10 protein-coding genes and 1 pseudogene are annotated in these 17113 nt (G+C 54.7%); 8 read left to right on the forward strand and 3 right to left on the reverse strand.

The genetic code is table 11. The features are described from left to right. Positions 1–102 precede the first annotated feature (102 nt). Positions 103–3528 (reverse strand): putative Ig domain-containing protein, encoded by a 3426-nt coding sequence (locus ACOBR2_RS07055; RefSeq protein ID WP_420239328.1) that lies wholly within the window; start codon positions 3526–3528, stop codon positions 103–105. A gap of 1022 nt (positions 3529–4550) precedes the next feature. Between ACOBR2_RS07055 and ACOBR2_RS07060 the strand changes: the two are divergent. The 3 genes and pseudogenes from ACOBR2_RS07060 to ACOBR2_RS07070 all read left to right on the forward strand — a co-directional run. Continuing rightward, positions 4551–4808: pseudogene (locus tag ACOBR2_RS07060) on the forward strand (carboxypeptidase-like regulatory domain-containing protein); the annotation flags it as partial. Positions 4809–4904: 96 nt separating this feature from the next. After that, positions 4905–8195 (forward strand): TonB-dependent receptor domain-containing protein, encoded by a 3291-nt coding sequence (locus tag ACOBR2_RS07065; protein ID WP_420239989.1) that lies wholly within the window; start codon positions 4905–4907, stop codon positions 8193–8195. Between the two features lie 79 nt (positions 8196–8274). Beyond that, complete coding sequence (locus ACOBR2_RS07070; protein ID WP_420239329.1) at positions 8275–9600, forward strand: hypothetical protein; 1326 nt, start codon at positions 8275–8277, stop codon at positions 9598–9600. On the opposite strand, the gene ACOBR2_RS07075 is transcribed toward ACOBR2_RS07070, so the two are convergent. Then, the gene (locus ACOBR2_RS07075; protein WP_420236124.1) at positions 9524–10759 is read right to left on the reverse strand and encodes an ISL3 family transposase; all 1236 of its coding nucleotides are present in this window, start codon (positions 10757–10759) and stop codon (positions 9524–9526) included. The two genes, ACOBR2_RS07070 and ACOBR2_RS07075, sit on opposite strands and share 77 nt — an antisense overlap. Before the next feature lie 506 nt (positions 10760–11265). Here ACOBR2_RS07075 and ACOBR2_RS07080 point away from each other — a divergent pair. Together ACOBR2_RS07080 and ACOBR2_RS07085 are read left to right on the forward strand one after the other, a co-directional pair. Further along, on the forward strand, positions 11266–12045 hold the full coding sequence (locus tag ACOBR2_RS07080; protein WP_420239330.1) for an alpha/beta fold hydrolase: 780 nt from the start codon (positions 11266–11268) through the stop codon (positions 12043–12045). A gap of 9 nt (positions 12046–12054) precedes the next feature. After that, entirely contained in the window at positions 12055–12300 is a 246-nt protein-coding gene (locus ACOBR2_RS07085) for a hypothetical protein (protein WP_420239331.1), read from the forward strand. A 371-nt stretch (positions 12301–12671) separates the two neighbouring features. On the opposite strand, the gene ACOBR2_RS07090 is transcribed toward ACOBR2_RS07085, so the two are convergent. Further along, a complete protein-coding gene (locus ACOBR2_RS07090) occupies positions 12672–13142 on the reverse strand; it encodes a DUF1905 domain-containing protein (protein ID WP_420239332.1) in 471 nt (156 codons plus the stop codon). A 250-nt stretch (positions 13143–13392) separates the two neighbouring features. Between ACOBR2_RS07090 and ACOBR2_RS07095 the strand changes: the two genes are divergently transcribed. From ACOBR2_RS07095 to ACOBR2_RS07105, 3 genes are read left to right on the forward strand one after another with little or no spacing between them, the layout of a single operon-like run. Further along, positions 13393–13761 (forward strand): PadR family transcriptional regulator, encoded by a 369-nt coding sequence (locus ACOBR2_RS07095; protein WP_420239333.1) that lies wholly within the window; start codon positions 13393–13395, stop codon positions 13759–13761. Between the two features lie 9 nt (positions 13762–13770). Next, positions 13771–15900 (forward strand): ABC transporter permease, encoded by a 2130-nt coding sequence (locus ACOBR2_RS07100; protein WP_420239334.1) that lies wholly within the window; start codon positions 13771–13773, stop codon positions 15898–15900. Beyond that, positions 15839–17074 carry an ISL3 family transposase gene (locus ACOBR2_RS07105; protein WP_420236124.1) on the forward strand — a complete coding sequence of 412 codons (1236 nt, stop codon included), beginning with the start codon at positions 15839–15841 and terminating at the stop codon, positions 17072–17074. The genes ACOBR2_RS07100 and ACOBR2_RS07105 overlap by 62 nt, the downstream gene beginning before the upstream one ends. Positions 17075–17113 lie beyond the last annotated feature (39 nt).

A 17113-nucleotide genomic window follows, 5' to 3' on the forward strand; every position in this document is an offset into this window, starting at 1 on the left:
AAAGAAATATGTAGCAATAACGTTGTGAAACTTCTGTAGAACAGTTCTGCATCCGCAAGAGGGAAGAGCTGTTCTACAGAGGTGAGCTTTCAGCGAATCGGCTTACTCGATGTTGAGTGTGATCGCGTTGCTGTGTACAACGTTTCCGCTGGTTACGGCTACAGTGACCGAGTAGCTTTTGCTGCTCTGCGCAAAGTAATCGCCGCCGCATCCAGTTAGCGCGGCTGAAACCGCCAGGCTGCCCAGCATGATTGCCAGCACAAACCAATGCCGTGCCCGGCGACGCCCTCTCCACAGCGGTACAAGCAACAATGCAAGAGCAAGAGGCATGGCTTTGCCGGCAAGCTTCTTCTGCTCAAACTGCGCTGTGGTGTTGGCCGTTTGGATGGTGAGCGTGACGTTGGTCGTTCCATTTCCCGCTGTAATCGTGCTTGGCGAAAAGGTGGCCGTAGCGCCCTCTGGCAGGCCGCTAACGCTGAAAGTGACCGCATAGGGAAAGCTTCCGCTGGTTGGGGTCAAAGTAAATGCATAGTTGGCGCTGCCCCCCGGAACTACCGTTTGCGTCGGCGCACTGCTGGAGTTTGTATTGCTGGAGTCTATATTGAAGTCTACTGAGATGGTTGTTACGCTCACTGTGCCGGTCACGCTGTTATAGGTCGTATCTGAGGGCATAAAGATCACGCTATAACTAGTGGTGCCCACGGCGGGCATTGTACTAGAAGTTGTCCACGCAAAAATACCAGGCACCGAGGTTGTGCCACCGCTTAGCGTTGAAGAGGCCAACGTTTCACCGTAGTAGATTGAGGAAGCCGTCGGCCAAACCGAGACTGTAGGCGTGGCTTGAAGAATGGTCAAACTGAATGTTGCCGAGGCCGAGGCGTTGTTGGCGTCGGTTACCGTCACTGTGTAGCTTGTGGCGGAACTGCTCACTGACGGCGTTCCAGTGATGGCGCCTGTTGTTGTGGACAGGCTCAGGCCTGCCGGAAGAGTTGGCGAGACACTGTAGTAAAGCGGCGCTGTGCCGCCTGCTCCAATCACCGGAGTGAACGAAGTAGCCGCATGGCTCTGCGTCAGCACAGTCGATGCCACGGATTGGGTTGCGGTCAACTGCGGCGCGACGCTTCCGCTCAGGTTGATAGTCTGTGTCGCATAGCTGGCGTTCAATGCCGTATCGGTCAGCGTTACGCTGCTGGAAACAGCGCCGGTAGTGGTGCTGGAAAGAGGTGAAAAGTCGATAGCGATGATACAGCTTGCGCCCTCTACCAGTGTCTTTGTTGTACCGCTTGTGGCCTGTTCGCAGGTCGAGCCGCTATCCCAGGAAAAGTTCTCTCCTACGCTGGGATTGTATGTGCCGGTAATCGATGTTTCAGCAAGGGTCAGTGCGACGTTGCCATTGTTGGCAATCGTTACGCTCTTGGTCCCATCAACGCTGTCTTCTATACCTGCGGATGTAGCCGTTGCGTAGCTCAAGCTGGGCGCTGTAGCCAGCGGCATCTCCTTCACCGCGGAGTGGTCGTAGTCCGCAACGAAGACATTTCCGCTGGTGTCCACCGCTACGCCTGTTGGATAGGAGAAGCCACTGCCCAAAAATTTGACCACACCGCTGCTTGCCACGATCTCCTTCACCACAAAGTTGGATGAGTCTCCATAGGTGGAGGAGTCTGCGACGAAAACATTTCCGCTGGCATCCACCGCCACGTCCCAAGGACCGGAGAATCCGCTGCCCAATGTGTTGACCGTGGACAAGGACGAGACCACGCCGTTGGTTGCCACAATCTCCTTCACTGCATTGTGGAGAAAGTCCGCGACGAAGACATCGCCGCTTGCGTCCACCGCCACGCCTGTTGGATAGGAGAATCCGCTGCCCACGGTGTTGACCATGGATGAGGACGTGACCACGCCGCTGCTTGCCACGATTTCTTTCACTGCAGAATTGTTGTAGTCCGCAACGAAGACATCTCCATTGGCGTCCACCGCCACGCCATACGGCTTGGAGAATCCGCTGCCAACGGTGCTGACTGTGGACGAGGATGAGACCACGCCGTTGGTTGCCACAATCTCCTTCACTGCAGAGTTGTAGGTGTCTGCGACGAAGACATTCCCGCTTGCGTCCACGGCTACGCCAGATGGATGGGAGAACCCGCTGCCGACGCTGTTGACTGTGGAAGAAGACGAGACCACGCTGTTGGTTGCCACGATCTCATATACTGCATTGTTGCCGAAGTCCGCGACGAAGACATCTCCGCGTGCGTCCACCGCCACGTTGAACGGATTAGAAAAGCCGCTGCTCACGGTGAATGGCACGTCATTGCTGGGGAAGACAACTTGCGCTCCCGATCCGACGCCTTTGAGGTGTGTGCTGGCAATGATATTGCCGCTGGAGTCGAGCAGTTGCACCACACCCATGCGCAGGCCGGGGTAAAGCGGTTTGAACTGCACCGCTACTACGCAGGAAGCTCCTGAAGCGTAGTCGGTCGAGGGGGAACAGGTTGTGTTTCCGCTCACTACTGTGAAGTCTTTACTGCTGGCACCCTGAGTCAGCACATTCCACTCGCTGGGTGTGCCCGAGGAGGTGAAGGTGAAGGGGATCAGAGCCGTTGCGCTGGTGCTGCCTACGCCCACCGTGCCAAAATTCATCGTGCCCAGCATAATTTCCTTCGCCTCAGAATTCGAGGATTCTGCGACGAAGATGTTTCCGTTGGCATCCACCGCCACGCCATATGGACTATTGAAACCGCTGCCCAGTGTGTTGACCGTGGATGAGGACGAGACTACGCCGTTGCTCGCCACTATCTCCTTTACCGCGTTGTTGCTGGAGTCCGCGACAAAGACATTTCCGCTGGCGTCTACCGCTACGTTCCACGGACCGGAGAAACCGCTGCCCAGTGTGTTGACCGTGGATGAGGACGAGACTACGCCGCTGCTTGCCACGATCTCCTTCACCGCATTGTTTCCGTAGTCTGCGACGAAGAGATCTCCGCTTGCGTCCACAGCTACGCCTGTCGGATTGGAGAAACCGCTGCCCACGGTTTTGACTGTGGACGAGGATGAGACTACGCCGCTGTTTGCCACGATCTCATACACAAAAGAGTAGCCGTCGTCCGCGACGAAGACATTTCCGCTTGCGTCCACCGCCACGCCTGTCGGCTCGGAGAAACCGCTACCAATGGTTATGACCGTGGACGAAGGCGAGACCACACCGCTGCTTGCCACGATCTCATACACCGCAGAGTGGCCGGCGTCTGCGACGAAGACGTCTCCGCTGGCGTCTACAGCCACACCAAACGGCTCGGAGAATCCGCTGCCGACGATATTGACCGTGGATGAGGTCGAGACCACACCGTTGATCGCCACGACCTCCTTTACCTCGGAGTGGAGGTAGTCCGCAACGAAGACATTCCCGCTTGCATCCACTGCCACGCCGGTTGGATTGGAGAATCCGCTGCCCAGCGTGAGAACCCCGTTGCTGGCCGTTTGTGCCTGGCCGGGGGTAAGAAGAGAGAGCGTAGCGAGCAGAAGCAACCCCATGCCCGTTCTGCCGCGCGCAGCAAATACGGCGGCTATTCCGCTAGGCAAATGGTTAGAGCGAAAAAAAACAGACGCTAGAGTATTTCCGGATGAGGTGTAGGCCGAAGAAGTGTCTCTAAGCGCGTTTTTATCAAGAAAAATACACAGAGAACAACGCTTAAAAAGTCTACGTGCCTTCCGAAAGTGCTCTAAAAACAAGGGGAAGAATCGCTGCATGGAAGATGCTCCAGGGGTCCAAGATGGAAGCGGTTCGGTTGGCTATAGCGGTTCTCCAATTGCCGTCCACCGGAGCCTCTGCAACTGCGTGGCTTTTTCCTCAAGAAAAAGCCACCCGGCACAGTCTCACAAGGGCTAGATCTATTGGAGAACCGCTCCAAATCTTGCTATAGCGCTGTATTAACGGCACCACGCTCGCTGGGTAGGGGGCACCACGGTCGCCGCGTGTTGGCGATTTCTGTTCACATGCTAACGCAATAGTAATATTACGTGTCAACCGTCACTGCGTTTTATGTAAAAGAAGAGAGCGAAAAAAGAGTTAACAAAAAGACGGTGGGCGGAATTGCGCTATGAAACGTGCTCCTTGCCGTGGATCGTGGAGAGATGGGCTGGCAGCAGAAGGCAGCATTCATATACACTGATGCATCCTTGTCGTGCTCTAATTAACTAGTACCGCAATGCGGTACTTAACGCCCTCATGTTCAACAAGGCTGGCAATTTTTCTTTATTTGTAAACCATATGCTATGAATGGCTTACGGTTATGTTGTTTTTTGAAACAGATATATATTATCGATACCGGTATCGATAACTAAAAAAGCCTTGACAGAGCTATGACCTTGGAATCAGGATGTTTCCGTCCTTGTTTAGGAACAAAATCCCTATTGGATTTTGGCGCCAGCCGATGGATTCGGCGTCGCAGATTTTCAAATTAAGAGAGGCTCAAATGGCTCAAGCAAAAAAGTACAGGACGGGATATTTGGCATATCTCGTTATCTTTTTGTTTTTGCTTTTAGGTCTGCCATGCATGAATGCGCAGACTGGAAGCGGCGGCACGATTCAGGGAACGATTACGGATCAAGGAAATGCCGTTGTCGTACACGCACAAATCATTGTGACGAACGTTGATACAGGAATGGTATCGAAAGCGGAGTCTACTTCGGCGGGATATTATTCCGTTCCGTCTTTGATTCCAGGAATCTATCTGGTTGAAATTGAGAAAAATGGATTTAGAAATTATATCCAGCAGAACGTTTCGGTTGATGCACTGCAAGTTGTTGGCCTTAATGTGAAATTGAGTGTCGGTGATACCACGGAAACCATTACCGTAACTGCTGCACCTCCGGCTTTAGAGACAGAGAATGCCACTTTGACAACGAGCATGGAAAACGAAACATACACGGATCTGCCTCTGAACATGAGCGGCTCACCGCGCGATCCGACGGCCTTTGCTGCCCTGGCTCCTGGCGCAGCAGGCGGCGGCCGTTTGGGAACCTTCAACGGCGCAGGCGGTTACAACAGCGACGCAGACTCTGGCGTTGTGGTGTACGTCGATGGTCTGCAATTTTCCACGGGAGACAACCGGCCGCTGTCTTTGGCAGTTTCAGTTGATGCTGTCGATCAGTTCCAGGTGACGACGAGTGGTACGAACGCCGCACAGACAGGCCTGGGGTCGGAAAACTATAACATCAAGCACGGCACGAATGTTTTCCACGGTAGCTTGTACGACTATCTTCGCAATACGGCCTTCGATAGCTGGGGATTTTTTGCGCCGGCCACGACCGTTACGCAAGCGGATGGAACAAAAGTGCGGGAATCAAAACCTGCCGAGCACCAGACCGAGATGGGTCTGACCATCGGCGGACCACTGAAGAAAAACAAGATCTTTTTCTTCGTCGCCGGCGAGTTATATCACTATACGAAATCCACGAATCCGTTTTTCCAGACGGTTCCGACGGATAACATGCGCAGCGGCAATTTCCAGGAATTATGCGATTCAACGAAACTGGCCGCAGCGACTCCTAGCTGTACCTACCCGATTTACGATCCGACCACTCTGACGTTGAAAGGCAGCACCTACACGGTGAAGCCCTATGCCTACAACGGCCAACTCAACGTGATGAGTCCGGGGGTGATTTCGACAATTTCCAAGAACATGCTGCAGTTTCTGCCCCATGCGAACATCGACGGCGTATACAAGAACAACCTGTTGATGACGCACCCGACCGGCAACAGCAACTATGAAGTGTCGGAGCGGTTCGACTTCGTGGTAACACAGAAACAGCGTATTTCGTTGATCGGCAACTCGGGCAAACGCGGATTTATCGGCTACGACTATGCGGCCACCTCGACGCTGGGCCTGCCGTATGTGGATGGCACACTGGTATCGGAGTTCTTCAACTCTGCCATCTTCGAACACACGTACATCTTCACATCGAATCTGGTAAACCAGTTTAAGGTCGGATTTGTCCGCACGAATACTCCGATCAAGAGTCCTTCGGAGGTTAACTCCAAGTTGTACTCGGCAGCCGCAATGGGCATCGGGAATCTGCCGACGGGCGACGCGTCCAATGCGTTTCCCGGAGTCACTTTCTCGGGCGGAGAATATGGGGCTTCCACCTGGTACAGCAAGGCCACGCAGGTGGATCTGGACAACCAGGGATCGTTGCACGACGACCTCTCATGGGCGCATGGCAAGCACCTGATCACGGGCGGCCTTGACTTGCAGCTCTACCAGAAGAACACCTCGAACAACGCCGGCCAGGCGGGACCGTTGAGCCTGACGTACAACAGCAAGGCGACGGCAGGGTTTTCGTCATCGAGCGGCACAACCCTGATTTCCGCATCCGGTGATCCGTTTGCTTCATTCCTGTTGGGTGCAGTGGATAGTGGGAGCGTAACCATTCAGAACTTCTCGACATTGGGAACGCGGTACACGTCTTTCTCGCCGTATATCCAGGATGACTGGAAGATCTTGCCGAACCTGACGTTGAATCTTGGTTTGCGCTGGGATTGGTATCAGGTTCCTTACGAGGTGCAGAATCGCGGCTCCTATATGGATCCGACGATGACGAATTCTTTGACGCAAAACCGTGGCGCCATGGCCTACCTTGGTTACGGATCGGGTCAGGTGGGGCGGCGCTCCCCTGGATCGACCTATCTTGGCAATTTTGCCCCGCGCTTCGGTATGGCGTATACGCTTCGCCCGGGATTGGTGGTTCGTGCCGGATTCGGCATCAACTACGGCCGTAATGGTTACTCGAGCGTGCTGTCGGGAACGACGGGTTTTACAACGAAGACCACATTTTCCTCGACGGATAATAGTGAGCAGCCGGCGTACTATCTGAACGACAAGCTTGCGACTCCGAATACGAGCCTTCCGGCGTGGTCGAGCACGGTCACTCCGGTATCGACGGTCAGCACCGGCAACGACTGCACTTCCTCGAAGTCAAGCTGCACGGCGTCGAATGTTTCCATGGCGGCGGCGGGAACCACCGTTCGCGTCCCGACGGTGTACAACTGGAACTTCGGCGTCGAACAGGCGCTGTCGAACAAACTGATTCTGTCGATTACCTATGCTGGATCGGCGTCGCACTTTCTGGCGAGCGAGAAGTCGTACATGGGCACGGATGCGAAGTATAACGTGATCGGTCAGTATTTGGCCGATTATCCGAATGACACGGATTCGGCGACCAGCCGTACCTTCCTTGCCGATGCGCAGGCGCGCTTTCCTGGCATCCAGCTTCCGTATACAAGCTACGGTGGCAGCGCGGCGACGGTCAGCCACATGCTGAATCCCTATCCGCAGTACAGCTCTGTCAGTCAAATGTTCGGACCGTATGCGAATGCCGACTACCATGCACTGCAGATGTCGTTGAAGCAGCAGCCGTGGCGGGGGCTTTCGTATACGTCCACATTTGTGTGGAGCAAAACGATGGGCAACACCGGAAGCTATCGCGCCAATGGCGATTACATTCCGTCCAACATTATGTTTGACGGCATTGCCCGCCGTACGGACGAAATTGAGCACACATTGATTTCCGGCGACCAGCGGCTTCTGTTTCGCATATACGGAGAGTACAAACTTCCGTTCGGCACCGGTTCGCTGGGGGGCAACAACCTGTATGTACGGCAGGTAACGCGTGGATGGAAGCTGTCGGGGATTTACACGCTCGGCTCTGGCGGTTCGCTCGGTTCGCCGGGTAGTTCGGTTGCCTATAACCCGAATTTCGGCGGACCGATCAAGATCAACGGCAAGCCCGGCAAAGGCTACGTGGCCGGCATGTCGAATTCTCCGCGGTACGTCGATATCAAGGGATTCACGCTGGTGCCGAGGGATATGATCGGCAACATCAAGAATGCCGCGCCGTACCATCTGACCTCGCCGCATACGTCGAATACCGACATGGCGATCATGCGATCCTTCCCGGTTTGGCGGCAGTCGCAGTTCAGCCTGCGCGGTGAAGTCTTCAACCTGACCAACCATACGGCATTTGGCGGCGTGAGCATGACTTGGCCGAGTTCGACAGCATGTACCTATACGAGCACGCAGATCGACTTCGGGCAGGGCGGCGGAACTTGTACGCCAACCTCGTCCGATACCTTCGGCCGCGTTTCGTCGCAGTCGAACAGTGCGCGCGATTGGCAGATTTCCGGAAAAATCACCTACTGATCAACTTGAAAGCATCGTTTAAATTTGCAGCGAAGGAGCATGATTTGTGCTCCTTCGCTGCAACTGTTAAAGGAGAAAAATGAAAGTGTTTTTCCTTGGTTGCAGTCAGACTCTTATGTTGGCTGGTGCATTATTGCTTACGAGCAGGATGGCTGTAGCTCAAGTAGCCTTCCCGGGCGCGGTTGGTTACGGAGCAACGGCTACAGGTGGACGCAGTGGACACGCCGTTTACGTGACCAACCTGAATGACTCAGGCCCCGGATCCTTTCGTGCGGCAGTGTCCAAGCCTGGTGCGATCGTGGTGTTTTCTGTGGGCGGGATTATCCGCCTGAAATCCGCTGTGGCAATCAGCGATAACATTACCGTGGCCGGACAGACAGCCCCTGGAGATGGAATCATGTTGTACGGCGATAAGGTGTCGGTGTCCGGCGAAAACGTGATCTTGCGTTACCTGCGTCTGCGCGGTGGTATCTCCGAATCGCCGCATGCAAGTTCGTTAAACGTGAGCGATGCGCACCGGATCATTGTGGACCATCTATCGATCGAGTGGGGACGATGGGATGATATTCAGGCGGCGCGGTCTTCTTTTATCACTATTCAAAATTCGCTGATCGGAGAAAGCCTTGATCCACAGCGCTTCGGTTGTCTGTGCGAGAGCGACTATATGACTCTGACGCACAATCTTTGGGTTGATAACGAAAGCCGAAATCCCAAAGGCAAGGGCCATATTCAATATGTCAATAACATCGTCTATAACTGGGGCGTGAGCGGTTATGTTGGCGGACATTCGCAGGAAGACAGATATGCGGATCTTCAGGGAAATTATTTTATTGAAGGCCCAAGTTCAAAAAATGATTCCTTTCTTTCGATGTTTTGGCCTTCCGATCACGTCTACCAAGCAAACAATATGGTTGATTTGAATCAAAACGGGAAGCTTGATGGTCGGCTGATTACGGACGCAGACTTTGCTTCTGCGAAGGCTACTGTCTCGACAAAATCAGTGCTTGATAGTGCACCTTTGTTACAGGTTGATGCACCAGAGATTGCCTTCAAAAAAGTAGTCGCAAATGCGGGAGATACCCTTTGCAGAGATTCTGTGGATGCACGACTCATTCGCCAAACTCTTTCGCTCGGTGTTGACGGAAAGATTATCGACAGTGAAGAACAGGTGGGCGGTGCCCCGATGCTGCGTACGGGGGAAACGCCGAAGGATACAGATCAAGATGGCATTCCTGATGCATGGGAAAAAGAGCACCATCTTGACCCCAACGATCCGAAGGACGCTAACAAAATTGGGCTCTTGACGAGAATGTGTAAAGGCCATCGTTTTACGCGGCTTTCTGAAAGGCGACGAGTTGGGTTCTTGTGGCGGCCAGCCGTTGCGCTTTCAGCAGCAGGTAGTTGAGATTGCGGTAGCCGCGTCCGCGTCGCAACAGCGCTTTGATGTTGCCGTTGACTGCTTCGACCACCCCCAGGGGAACCTTTGTTCTGCAGTAGTTCAGGATTCCCTCCAGATGGCGAAGCAGCATGTCGGCCAACTTCTCCATGGGCTTGAGCCGCTGCCAGCGCAACTGATCGATCCAGTTCTTCAGGTAGCGCAACATCGCGCCCTCATATCTGTAGCTCCACAGCCGATCCAGACTTTCCTTGAGCAGGTACGCCTTCATCACGCGCCGGTTCAGCGCAAACAGTTCGTTGAGTTGCTGTTTTTGGCGCGCGGTCAGATGCACCCAGCGCGTCAGCAGCAGCCAGCGCTTGCCCTTGACCAGTTCCCGCGCCGGCCCGCCCTTGCGGAAGAACTCCTGGCGGCGCACCTCATCCACAGCCGCTCCGGCGTGCTTCATGATGTGAAATTTGTCATAGATGATGCGGCAGTTGGGCAGCCACTCGGCGATGCTCTGCTTGAACGGTTCCCACATATCGACGCAGGCAGCCTGCACCGCGCCACGTTGAAAGGGGCTCAGTTGCTTGGCGAAGAACTCGTCGAGCGTTTCCTTCTTCCGCTCCGCGCCGAACCACAGAGGCTCGGCGGTCCCGAGGTTGCTCACCACGGTGATGAACTTTTGCTTTTTGCCCACAAAGATCTCGTCCACACCCATCTGCCGCAAGGCCGGCTTGCGCCGCGACTTTGCCCAACGCGCCAGATACCGCTGATCGATGGCCCGCACCGTGCTCGCCGCCAGACCAAACTGCCGCGCTACTCGGCTGGCTGCGGAGCTTTCGCAGGCTTGGCCTACCGCATCCTCGAAACGCTTGCTGAAGGGCGCTTTGCCAGGAAGCAGCGGCACCTTCTCCGCCTTGACGCCGCAGTCCAGGCAACGAACCCGGTACAGCTCGATCACCACCGTGGTCAGATACTCGAAGCACGGCAGATCGCGCACTTCCCGCTCATAGCTGGCTACCATTTCGCCTGTTGGCCTGCCGCAGCCGGAACAGACCAGCAACTTGTTGGCCCGCTTGCGCCGAACCCAAAGCTTCAGCCTTTTGCCAGGCTCGTCAATCTCATGCCGGTAGACCTTGTAGCCCGGCCATCCCAATACCCGCGTCCAATCGTTGTCGCGCATCGGGAGGAGAATAGCCGATTCCACACCTCAAGCAAAACCCGCGAAAATCACGCTGCCTTACAGATTCCTGCGCAGAGCCCAAAATTGATGCAACCACGGGCTATAGCTACTTGGAAGAATATGTGAACGCCGTTGCCGATGAGCACAGCAAGGGGATGTTGAAGCTACTCGGCCGTTCCTCTGACTGTGAGTAAGATGACCCCGGGAGAGCAGCTTGACGATTCCAGAGGGCTTCAGTGAGGACGGCAAGTGCCAATCTCGTTCGCAAGCAGATTGGCTACACGGACCCTTTGGCCCTCGGTTTGGGCCCTGCAGAGTACCGCTCGCCATTGTGTAGGGGGTTATCGGGAGTCTGCCAGCCAGTGTTATGATTGCCAGCAGTTCCAGCCATATTGTGTTTTTGCGCTCATCTTGATTCAGGAGAATGAGATGGATTTCGATTATGTCGTAATGCCCGCATCATTCTAGCTGTTGCGCTTCTCCTGGTAACGTTGTGCGTCCTACGTATGCGTTCGCTTTCCGCAAAAGGTTACCCATATCCAGCATGGCGGAAGGTTTCCGAACGCATCGTTTTATCTCTTCTTCTTGTTCTGTCGATCCTCGCGGGAGCAAGCAGTTCGTTCAATGCAATCAGACTCTATAGGTTTCGGGTGACGAATCCCCCGCCGGGAGTCCTGTACACAGTTGATGGCCGCAAGATGCGTATCAACTGCACGGGGAGTGGCTCGCCCACACTCGTTCTTGAAGCCGGCTCGGGAGGCGACGGGCTTGTGTGGGGAGGAGTTCAGCCTGTTCTTTCAAAAACTACGCGCGTCTGTTCCTACGACCGAGCCGGACTCGGCTGGAGCGAGCCACGCCCCGGGTTGCGCGACGCCGACCACATAGCCAGTGAACTCCATCAGCTTCTACTTAAGGCTAATGTCACCGGCCCAATCGTCTTGATGGGGCATTTCGTGGCGGGAATCTATATGCGCGATTACATCCTGCATTATCCATCGGATGTTGCGGGAGTAGTTTTTGTGGATAGTTCCGCACCAGCGTCCGCGGCGAGACATAGCTCATACAATCTCCCCTTGATGATGACCAAAATCAGCAGGCCTATATTCATTCTCGGCATTCCACGCCTGGTAGGGATTTGCTCTCATCCGAAACCAGGCTTCGACGCCAAGACGGGTATTTTGCAAAGAGAAGATCTATGTCATACCGAGTATGGGCCGGTTATCAGCGAACTGGAAGGCCATGATAGATCGGATCAGCAGATTGCCCAAACGGGCTCCTACGGCTAGTTACCGCTTTTGATCTTTTCGCATGATCCAGCTCAAAAGCAGGCGGAGAACCAATTAGGCAGTGGCTGGGAAAAGGCGCAGGAAGACCTCAAGAAACTGTCCCAACGAAGCCGACGAATCATCGCTAAAGGCAGCGGCCATTATATTCAGTTTGACCGGCCAGATCTGATCGAAAAAGAAGTCCAGCTTTTTGTCGAGCAAATCCGGGGCAAAGCGCCGTTCCCTCCGGACGATAGAGCCACAGTCGCGGAATAGGAGTCAAGAATCCTTGTGGACGACGCTGTTTTCAGCCCGGATCCCTCTCACTGGTTTCAAGGATCGGCAAACGGAACTCCATCCCGGGACCTCTTGTGAGGCGTCAACAAGCGCATCATCCTCAATGCACTCCCTAGGTGCAGATTGTTCCTAAAAAGTTGGCGTTGTGCGCAAAAGCATACCTTGCCCACGACCATCGCACATCAATACCGGGAGGTAGGCCATGACTACTGGGATATTGGGGCCTTCGGCAGGCTGAGTGCTCCCGTTGGCTACGGCGTTTGTCTACACAAATCTGACCAAATGCAACATGAGCGGAAAACCTTTCAATTGTGTGCCCTTGTTTGACGGCAACAAGCAAAGTCCCAAAGCTATCGCACGTGTTTTTTCCCGGCAGCTAGCATTTCTATAGCTTTCGCGCTGCGGCTTGCTTGGGTGGCCGCTTGTTTTGCGGACGATACCCAGTCTGCATATTCCGATTTCTGCGAGGGCGTTAGCGTGGCAAACAGTGCCGCAGCATGAGAATGTTTTTTGAGGGCAATTTGTAACTCTTCAGGAACCGTGACGGGACGTTCCTCTTCATCCCGATCGAGCGAGACCGTCACAATATCCCCGGCCTGTGCTTTAGCGCCAGCCAGCAGTTTCTTGCTGACCATCATGGAATGCGTACCGTCTCCTTCGGGCATGAGCGAATTACGAAAGGGAAATCCATTGATGGTTCCAGCAACCGCGACGCGCGCCTTCGATCCAAAGACTTCCTGCACATCGAATGGAGCTGAGAGGTACGTCCACGCGCCTTTCGGTCCCTTTGCTACAAGTACCGCTTTGAACTCCTGTTTCATCGAAACACCTCCCCTTCCTTGATCTGACAGCTCGAGCGAGTATTAAGCAGTTCCGGGCGTTCGGCGGCCCGCACGCACTGGATCTCCTCAGCCACTGCCGACACGAGACGTAAAAAATCAGTGTTAACTCTTTTTGGTTCAGTTGCATGTGGTCAATTATCTGGCCGCGAGACAGAAATTGTTTATGTTTGTTTCCTCTCGGCTTTCTAGTCAAATAATTCTGAACTATACTATGCTTAAAATAGTATGATTGAAAACATCAAATGGTGGAGATGTGGCAAAAAATTCTGAATACCGAGACCTTTTTCCCGGCGCGCTGGAGATGATGATTCTGCAATCGCTCCGACTGAGACCGATGCACGGCTATGCGCTGTCGAAACATATCAAGCAGGTTTCGGACAATCTGCTGCAAATTGAGGAGGGTTCTTTATACCCAGCCCTGCAGCGGATGCTCAAAGAAGGATGGCTGGAGTCGGAAGTTGGGGTCTCCAAAAAAAATCGTCCCATCCGCATTTATAAACTGACAGAAACGGGCATCCAGCACCTGGAGCAAGAAGTGTCGAGCGTCGGAAAGATGTTCGCTGGAATCACGCGTGTACTAGCGATCGCTCAGTCGTGAGGTGTAATCATGAACTGGCTCAAGCAACTTTTCTCTCGCAGTCGTCGCTATGCCGAACTCTCGGAATCCATTCGGGAGCATCTTGATGAGAAGATCGATGACTTGATGGAAAACGGCATGTCGCAGGCAGAGGCGGAGAGAGTCGTCCGTCTGGAATTCGGCAATGTCACGTTGATTGAAGAACGCAGCCGGGAAGTCTGGCAGTGGCCGAGACTGGAGAACCTTTGGGCTGATATACGACTTGCATTCCGCCAGTTGATGAAATCGCCTGGCTTTACAATCACGGCGGTGTTGACGCTTGCGCTGGGCATTGGGGCAAATACCGGAATTTTTACGCTGATGCATACGCTCTTGCTCCGAAGTTTGCCCATTTCAGATCCAGACCGCCTCGTGCGCATTGCCATCAATATTGATTCTCCCAACGATGCTGCGCATGAATCCCCTTTGAATTTCATTCTGCTGCAGGAAATCGAAAGGCATGCACAGTCCTTCTCCGGAGTCTTCGGATGGAGTTCCTATGACTTCGTATTGAAGGAGGAGACCGGGCTACGCGGCTATTCCGGAGCAGTTGTCAGCGGAAACACCTTTCAGGTTTTGGGAATTGAACCTGCCGCAGGTCGATTGCTAAGTCCCGCGGACGATCAACGTGGGGGTGGTCCAGACGGATGGGCAGCGGTCATTAGCCACCGATTTTGGCAACAGTACTATCATGCCGATCCGTCCGTGATCGGCAAGCACATCACCCTGACTGATCACAACGTCACTATTGTCGGAGTTGCACCTCAGGGATTTGAAGGCGTCCTGGTAGGTATGCATCCTGATTTTTATCTGCCGCTCGAATATGAGCCGGTCATGCGTGGAGCAGATTCGGTTCTGAGAACTCCCGGCAGTCTCTGGCTCACGGTAATGGCACGCCTGAAGCCGGGCATCCGTTTGCCTGCTGCTTCTGCGGAGATGACATCTCTCTATCGCGTCGTAATGGACGAGACGTTGCCACCGGCAGTACGGCATCTCCCTGTCATTGAAAAAGCACAATTCGCAGTCCGTCCCGGCCGCACTGGCTGGAGTCTATTACGGCTTCAATACACGAGGCCGCTCTTTCTGCTTCAAGCGTTGGTCGGTGTCGTCTTACTTGTCTGCTGCATCAATCTCGCCGGATTGTGCATGGCACGCGCGGCTACACGAGAACATGAGTTCGCCATCCGTGGAGCACTCGGAGCTGCGCGTTTTCGTCTAATACAGAAGCCTCTCGTAGAATCGCTTTTGCTGGCAATTGTAGGTGGTCTTCTCGCAATTGTTTTTGCGTGGACAACCGACCGTTTTCTCTTACAATTTCTCTCCGACAGAGAAGCCGCTGAATCGCTTTCCGTGCGTCCCGATTTCTCCACGATGCTCGTAACTGGCGGTTGTGCCATTCTCTGTGCCTTGCTATTCGGCATCGCCCCGGCGTGGTTGGCCAGCCATACGCCCATCGAGACGGCCCTGCGACGTTCCGGCTGCAGTGGCCCGGCAAGCGGAGGAACTTTCAGACGGTTCTTCGTTCCTGTTCAGATCGCACTTTCTCTTATGCTGGTTGTGGTGGCGGCCCTGCTCGGTACGACTGTTGCTCATTTGCGATCTGCACATCTCGGCTTCCGGACCGAGAATGTATTGTTGGTCCCTGCCGACTTCGAGCGTCTTCCGCAAAAGGGACGCGACCTCGTTCATCTGTATCGGCAAATGGCCTTGCGCATGGAGCAGACGCCTGGAGTGGATAGCGCCAGCGTCGCAGAGAATACTCCACTGAATGGCTGGCGTCACATAGGAACATTTACCGGCGCAGCTTCATCGCACGGCGCCGGGCAGGGGGCTGATGACAAATATGAAATCAATGATGTGGGGAGCCATTACTTCACAACCATGGGCACGCAAATGTTGGCGGGACGGGATTTCACCGACCAGGATGCAGACGCCAATACCTGCATTCTGAATCGCTCAGCCGCGAATGCGCTTTTTTCAGGCTCTGCGCAGGAATCTGTAAGGCAGCGTGATTTTCGCGGGTTTTGCTTGAGGTGTGGAATCGGCTATTCTCCTCCCGATGCGCGACAACGATTGGACGCGGGTATTGGGATGGCCGGGCTACAAGGTCTACCGGCATGAGATTGACGAGCCTGGCAAAAGGCTGAAGCTTTGGGTTCGGCGCAAGCGGGCCAACAAGTTGCTGGTCTGTTCCGGCTGCGGCAGGCCAACAGGCGAAATGGTAGCCAGCTATGAGCGGGAAGTGCGCGATCTGCCGTGCTTCGAGTATCTGACCACGGTGGTGATCGAGCTGTACCGGGTTCGTTGCCTGGACTGCGGCGTCAAGGCGGAGAAGGTGCCGCTGCTTCCTGGCAAAGCGCCCTTCAGCAAGCGTTTCGAGGATGCGGTAGGCCAAGCCTGCGAAAGCTCCGCAGCCAGCCGAGTAGCGCGGCAGTTTGGTCTGGCGGCGAGCACGGTGCGGGCCATCGATCAGCGGTATCTGGCGCGTTGGGCAAAGTCGCGGCGCAAGCCGGCCTTGCGGCAGATGGGTGTGGACGAGATCTTTGTGGGCAAAAAGCAAAAGTTCATCACCGTGGTGAGCAACCTCGGGACCGCCGAGCCTCTGTGGTTCGGCGCGGAGCGGAAGAAGGAAACGCTCGACGAGTTCTTCGCCAAGCAACTGAGCCCCTTTCAACGTGGCGCGGTGCAGGCTGCCTGCGTCGATATGTGGGAACCGTTCAAGCAGAGCATCGCCGAGTGGCTGCCCAACTGCCGCATCATCTATGACAAATTTCACATCATGAAGCACGCCGGAGCGGCTGTGGATGAGGTGCGCCGCCAGGAGTTCTTCCGCAAGGGCGGGCCGGCGCGGGAACTGGTCAAGGGCAAGCGCTGGCTGCTGCTGACGCGCTGGGTGCATCTGACCGCGCGCCAAAAACAGCAACTCAACGAACTGTTTGCGCTGAACCGGCGCGTGATGAAGGCGTACCTGCTCAAGGAAAGTCTGGATCGGCTGTGGAGCTACAGATATGAGGGCGCGATGTTGCGCTACCTGAAGAACTGGATCGATCAGTTGCGCTGGCAGCGGCTCAAGCCCATGGAGAAGTTGGCCGACATGCTGCTTCGCCATCTGGAGGGAATCCTGAACTACTGCAGAACAAAGGTTCCCCTGGGGGTGGTCGAAGCAGTCAACGGCAACATCAAAGCGCTGTTGCGACGCGGACGCGGCTACCGCAATCTCAACTACCTGCTGCTGAAAGCGCAACGGCTGGCCGCCACAAGAACCCAACTCGTCGCCTTTCAGAAAGCCGCGTAAAACGATGGCCTTTACACATTCTCGTCAAGAGCCAAGAAA

It is taken from the genome of Telmatobacter bradus (assembly GCF_048629425.1).
In the GTDB taxonomy this organism is placed as follows: domain Bacteria; phylum Acidobacteriota; class Terriglobia; order Terriglobales; family Acidobacteriaceae; genus Telmatobacter; species Telmatobacter bradus.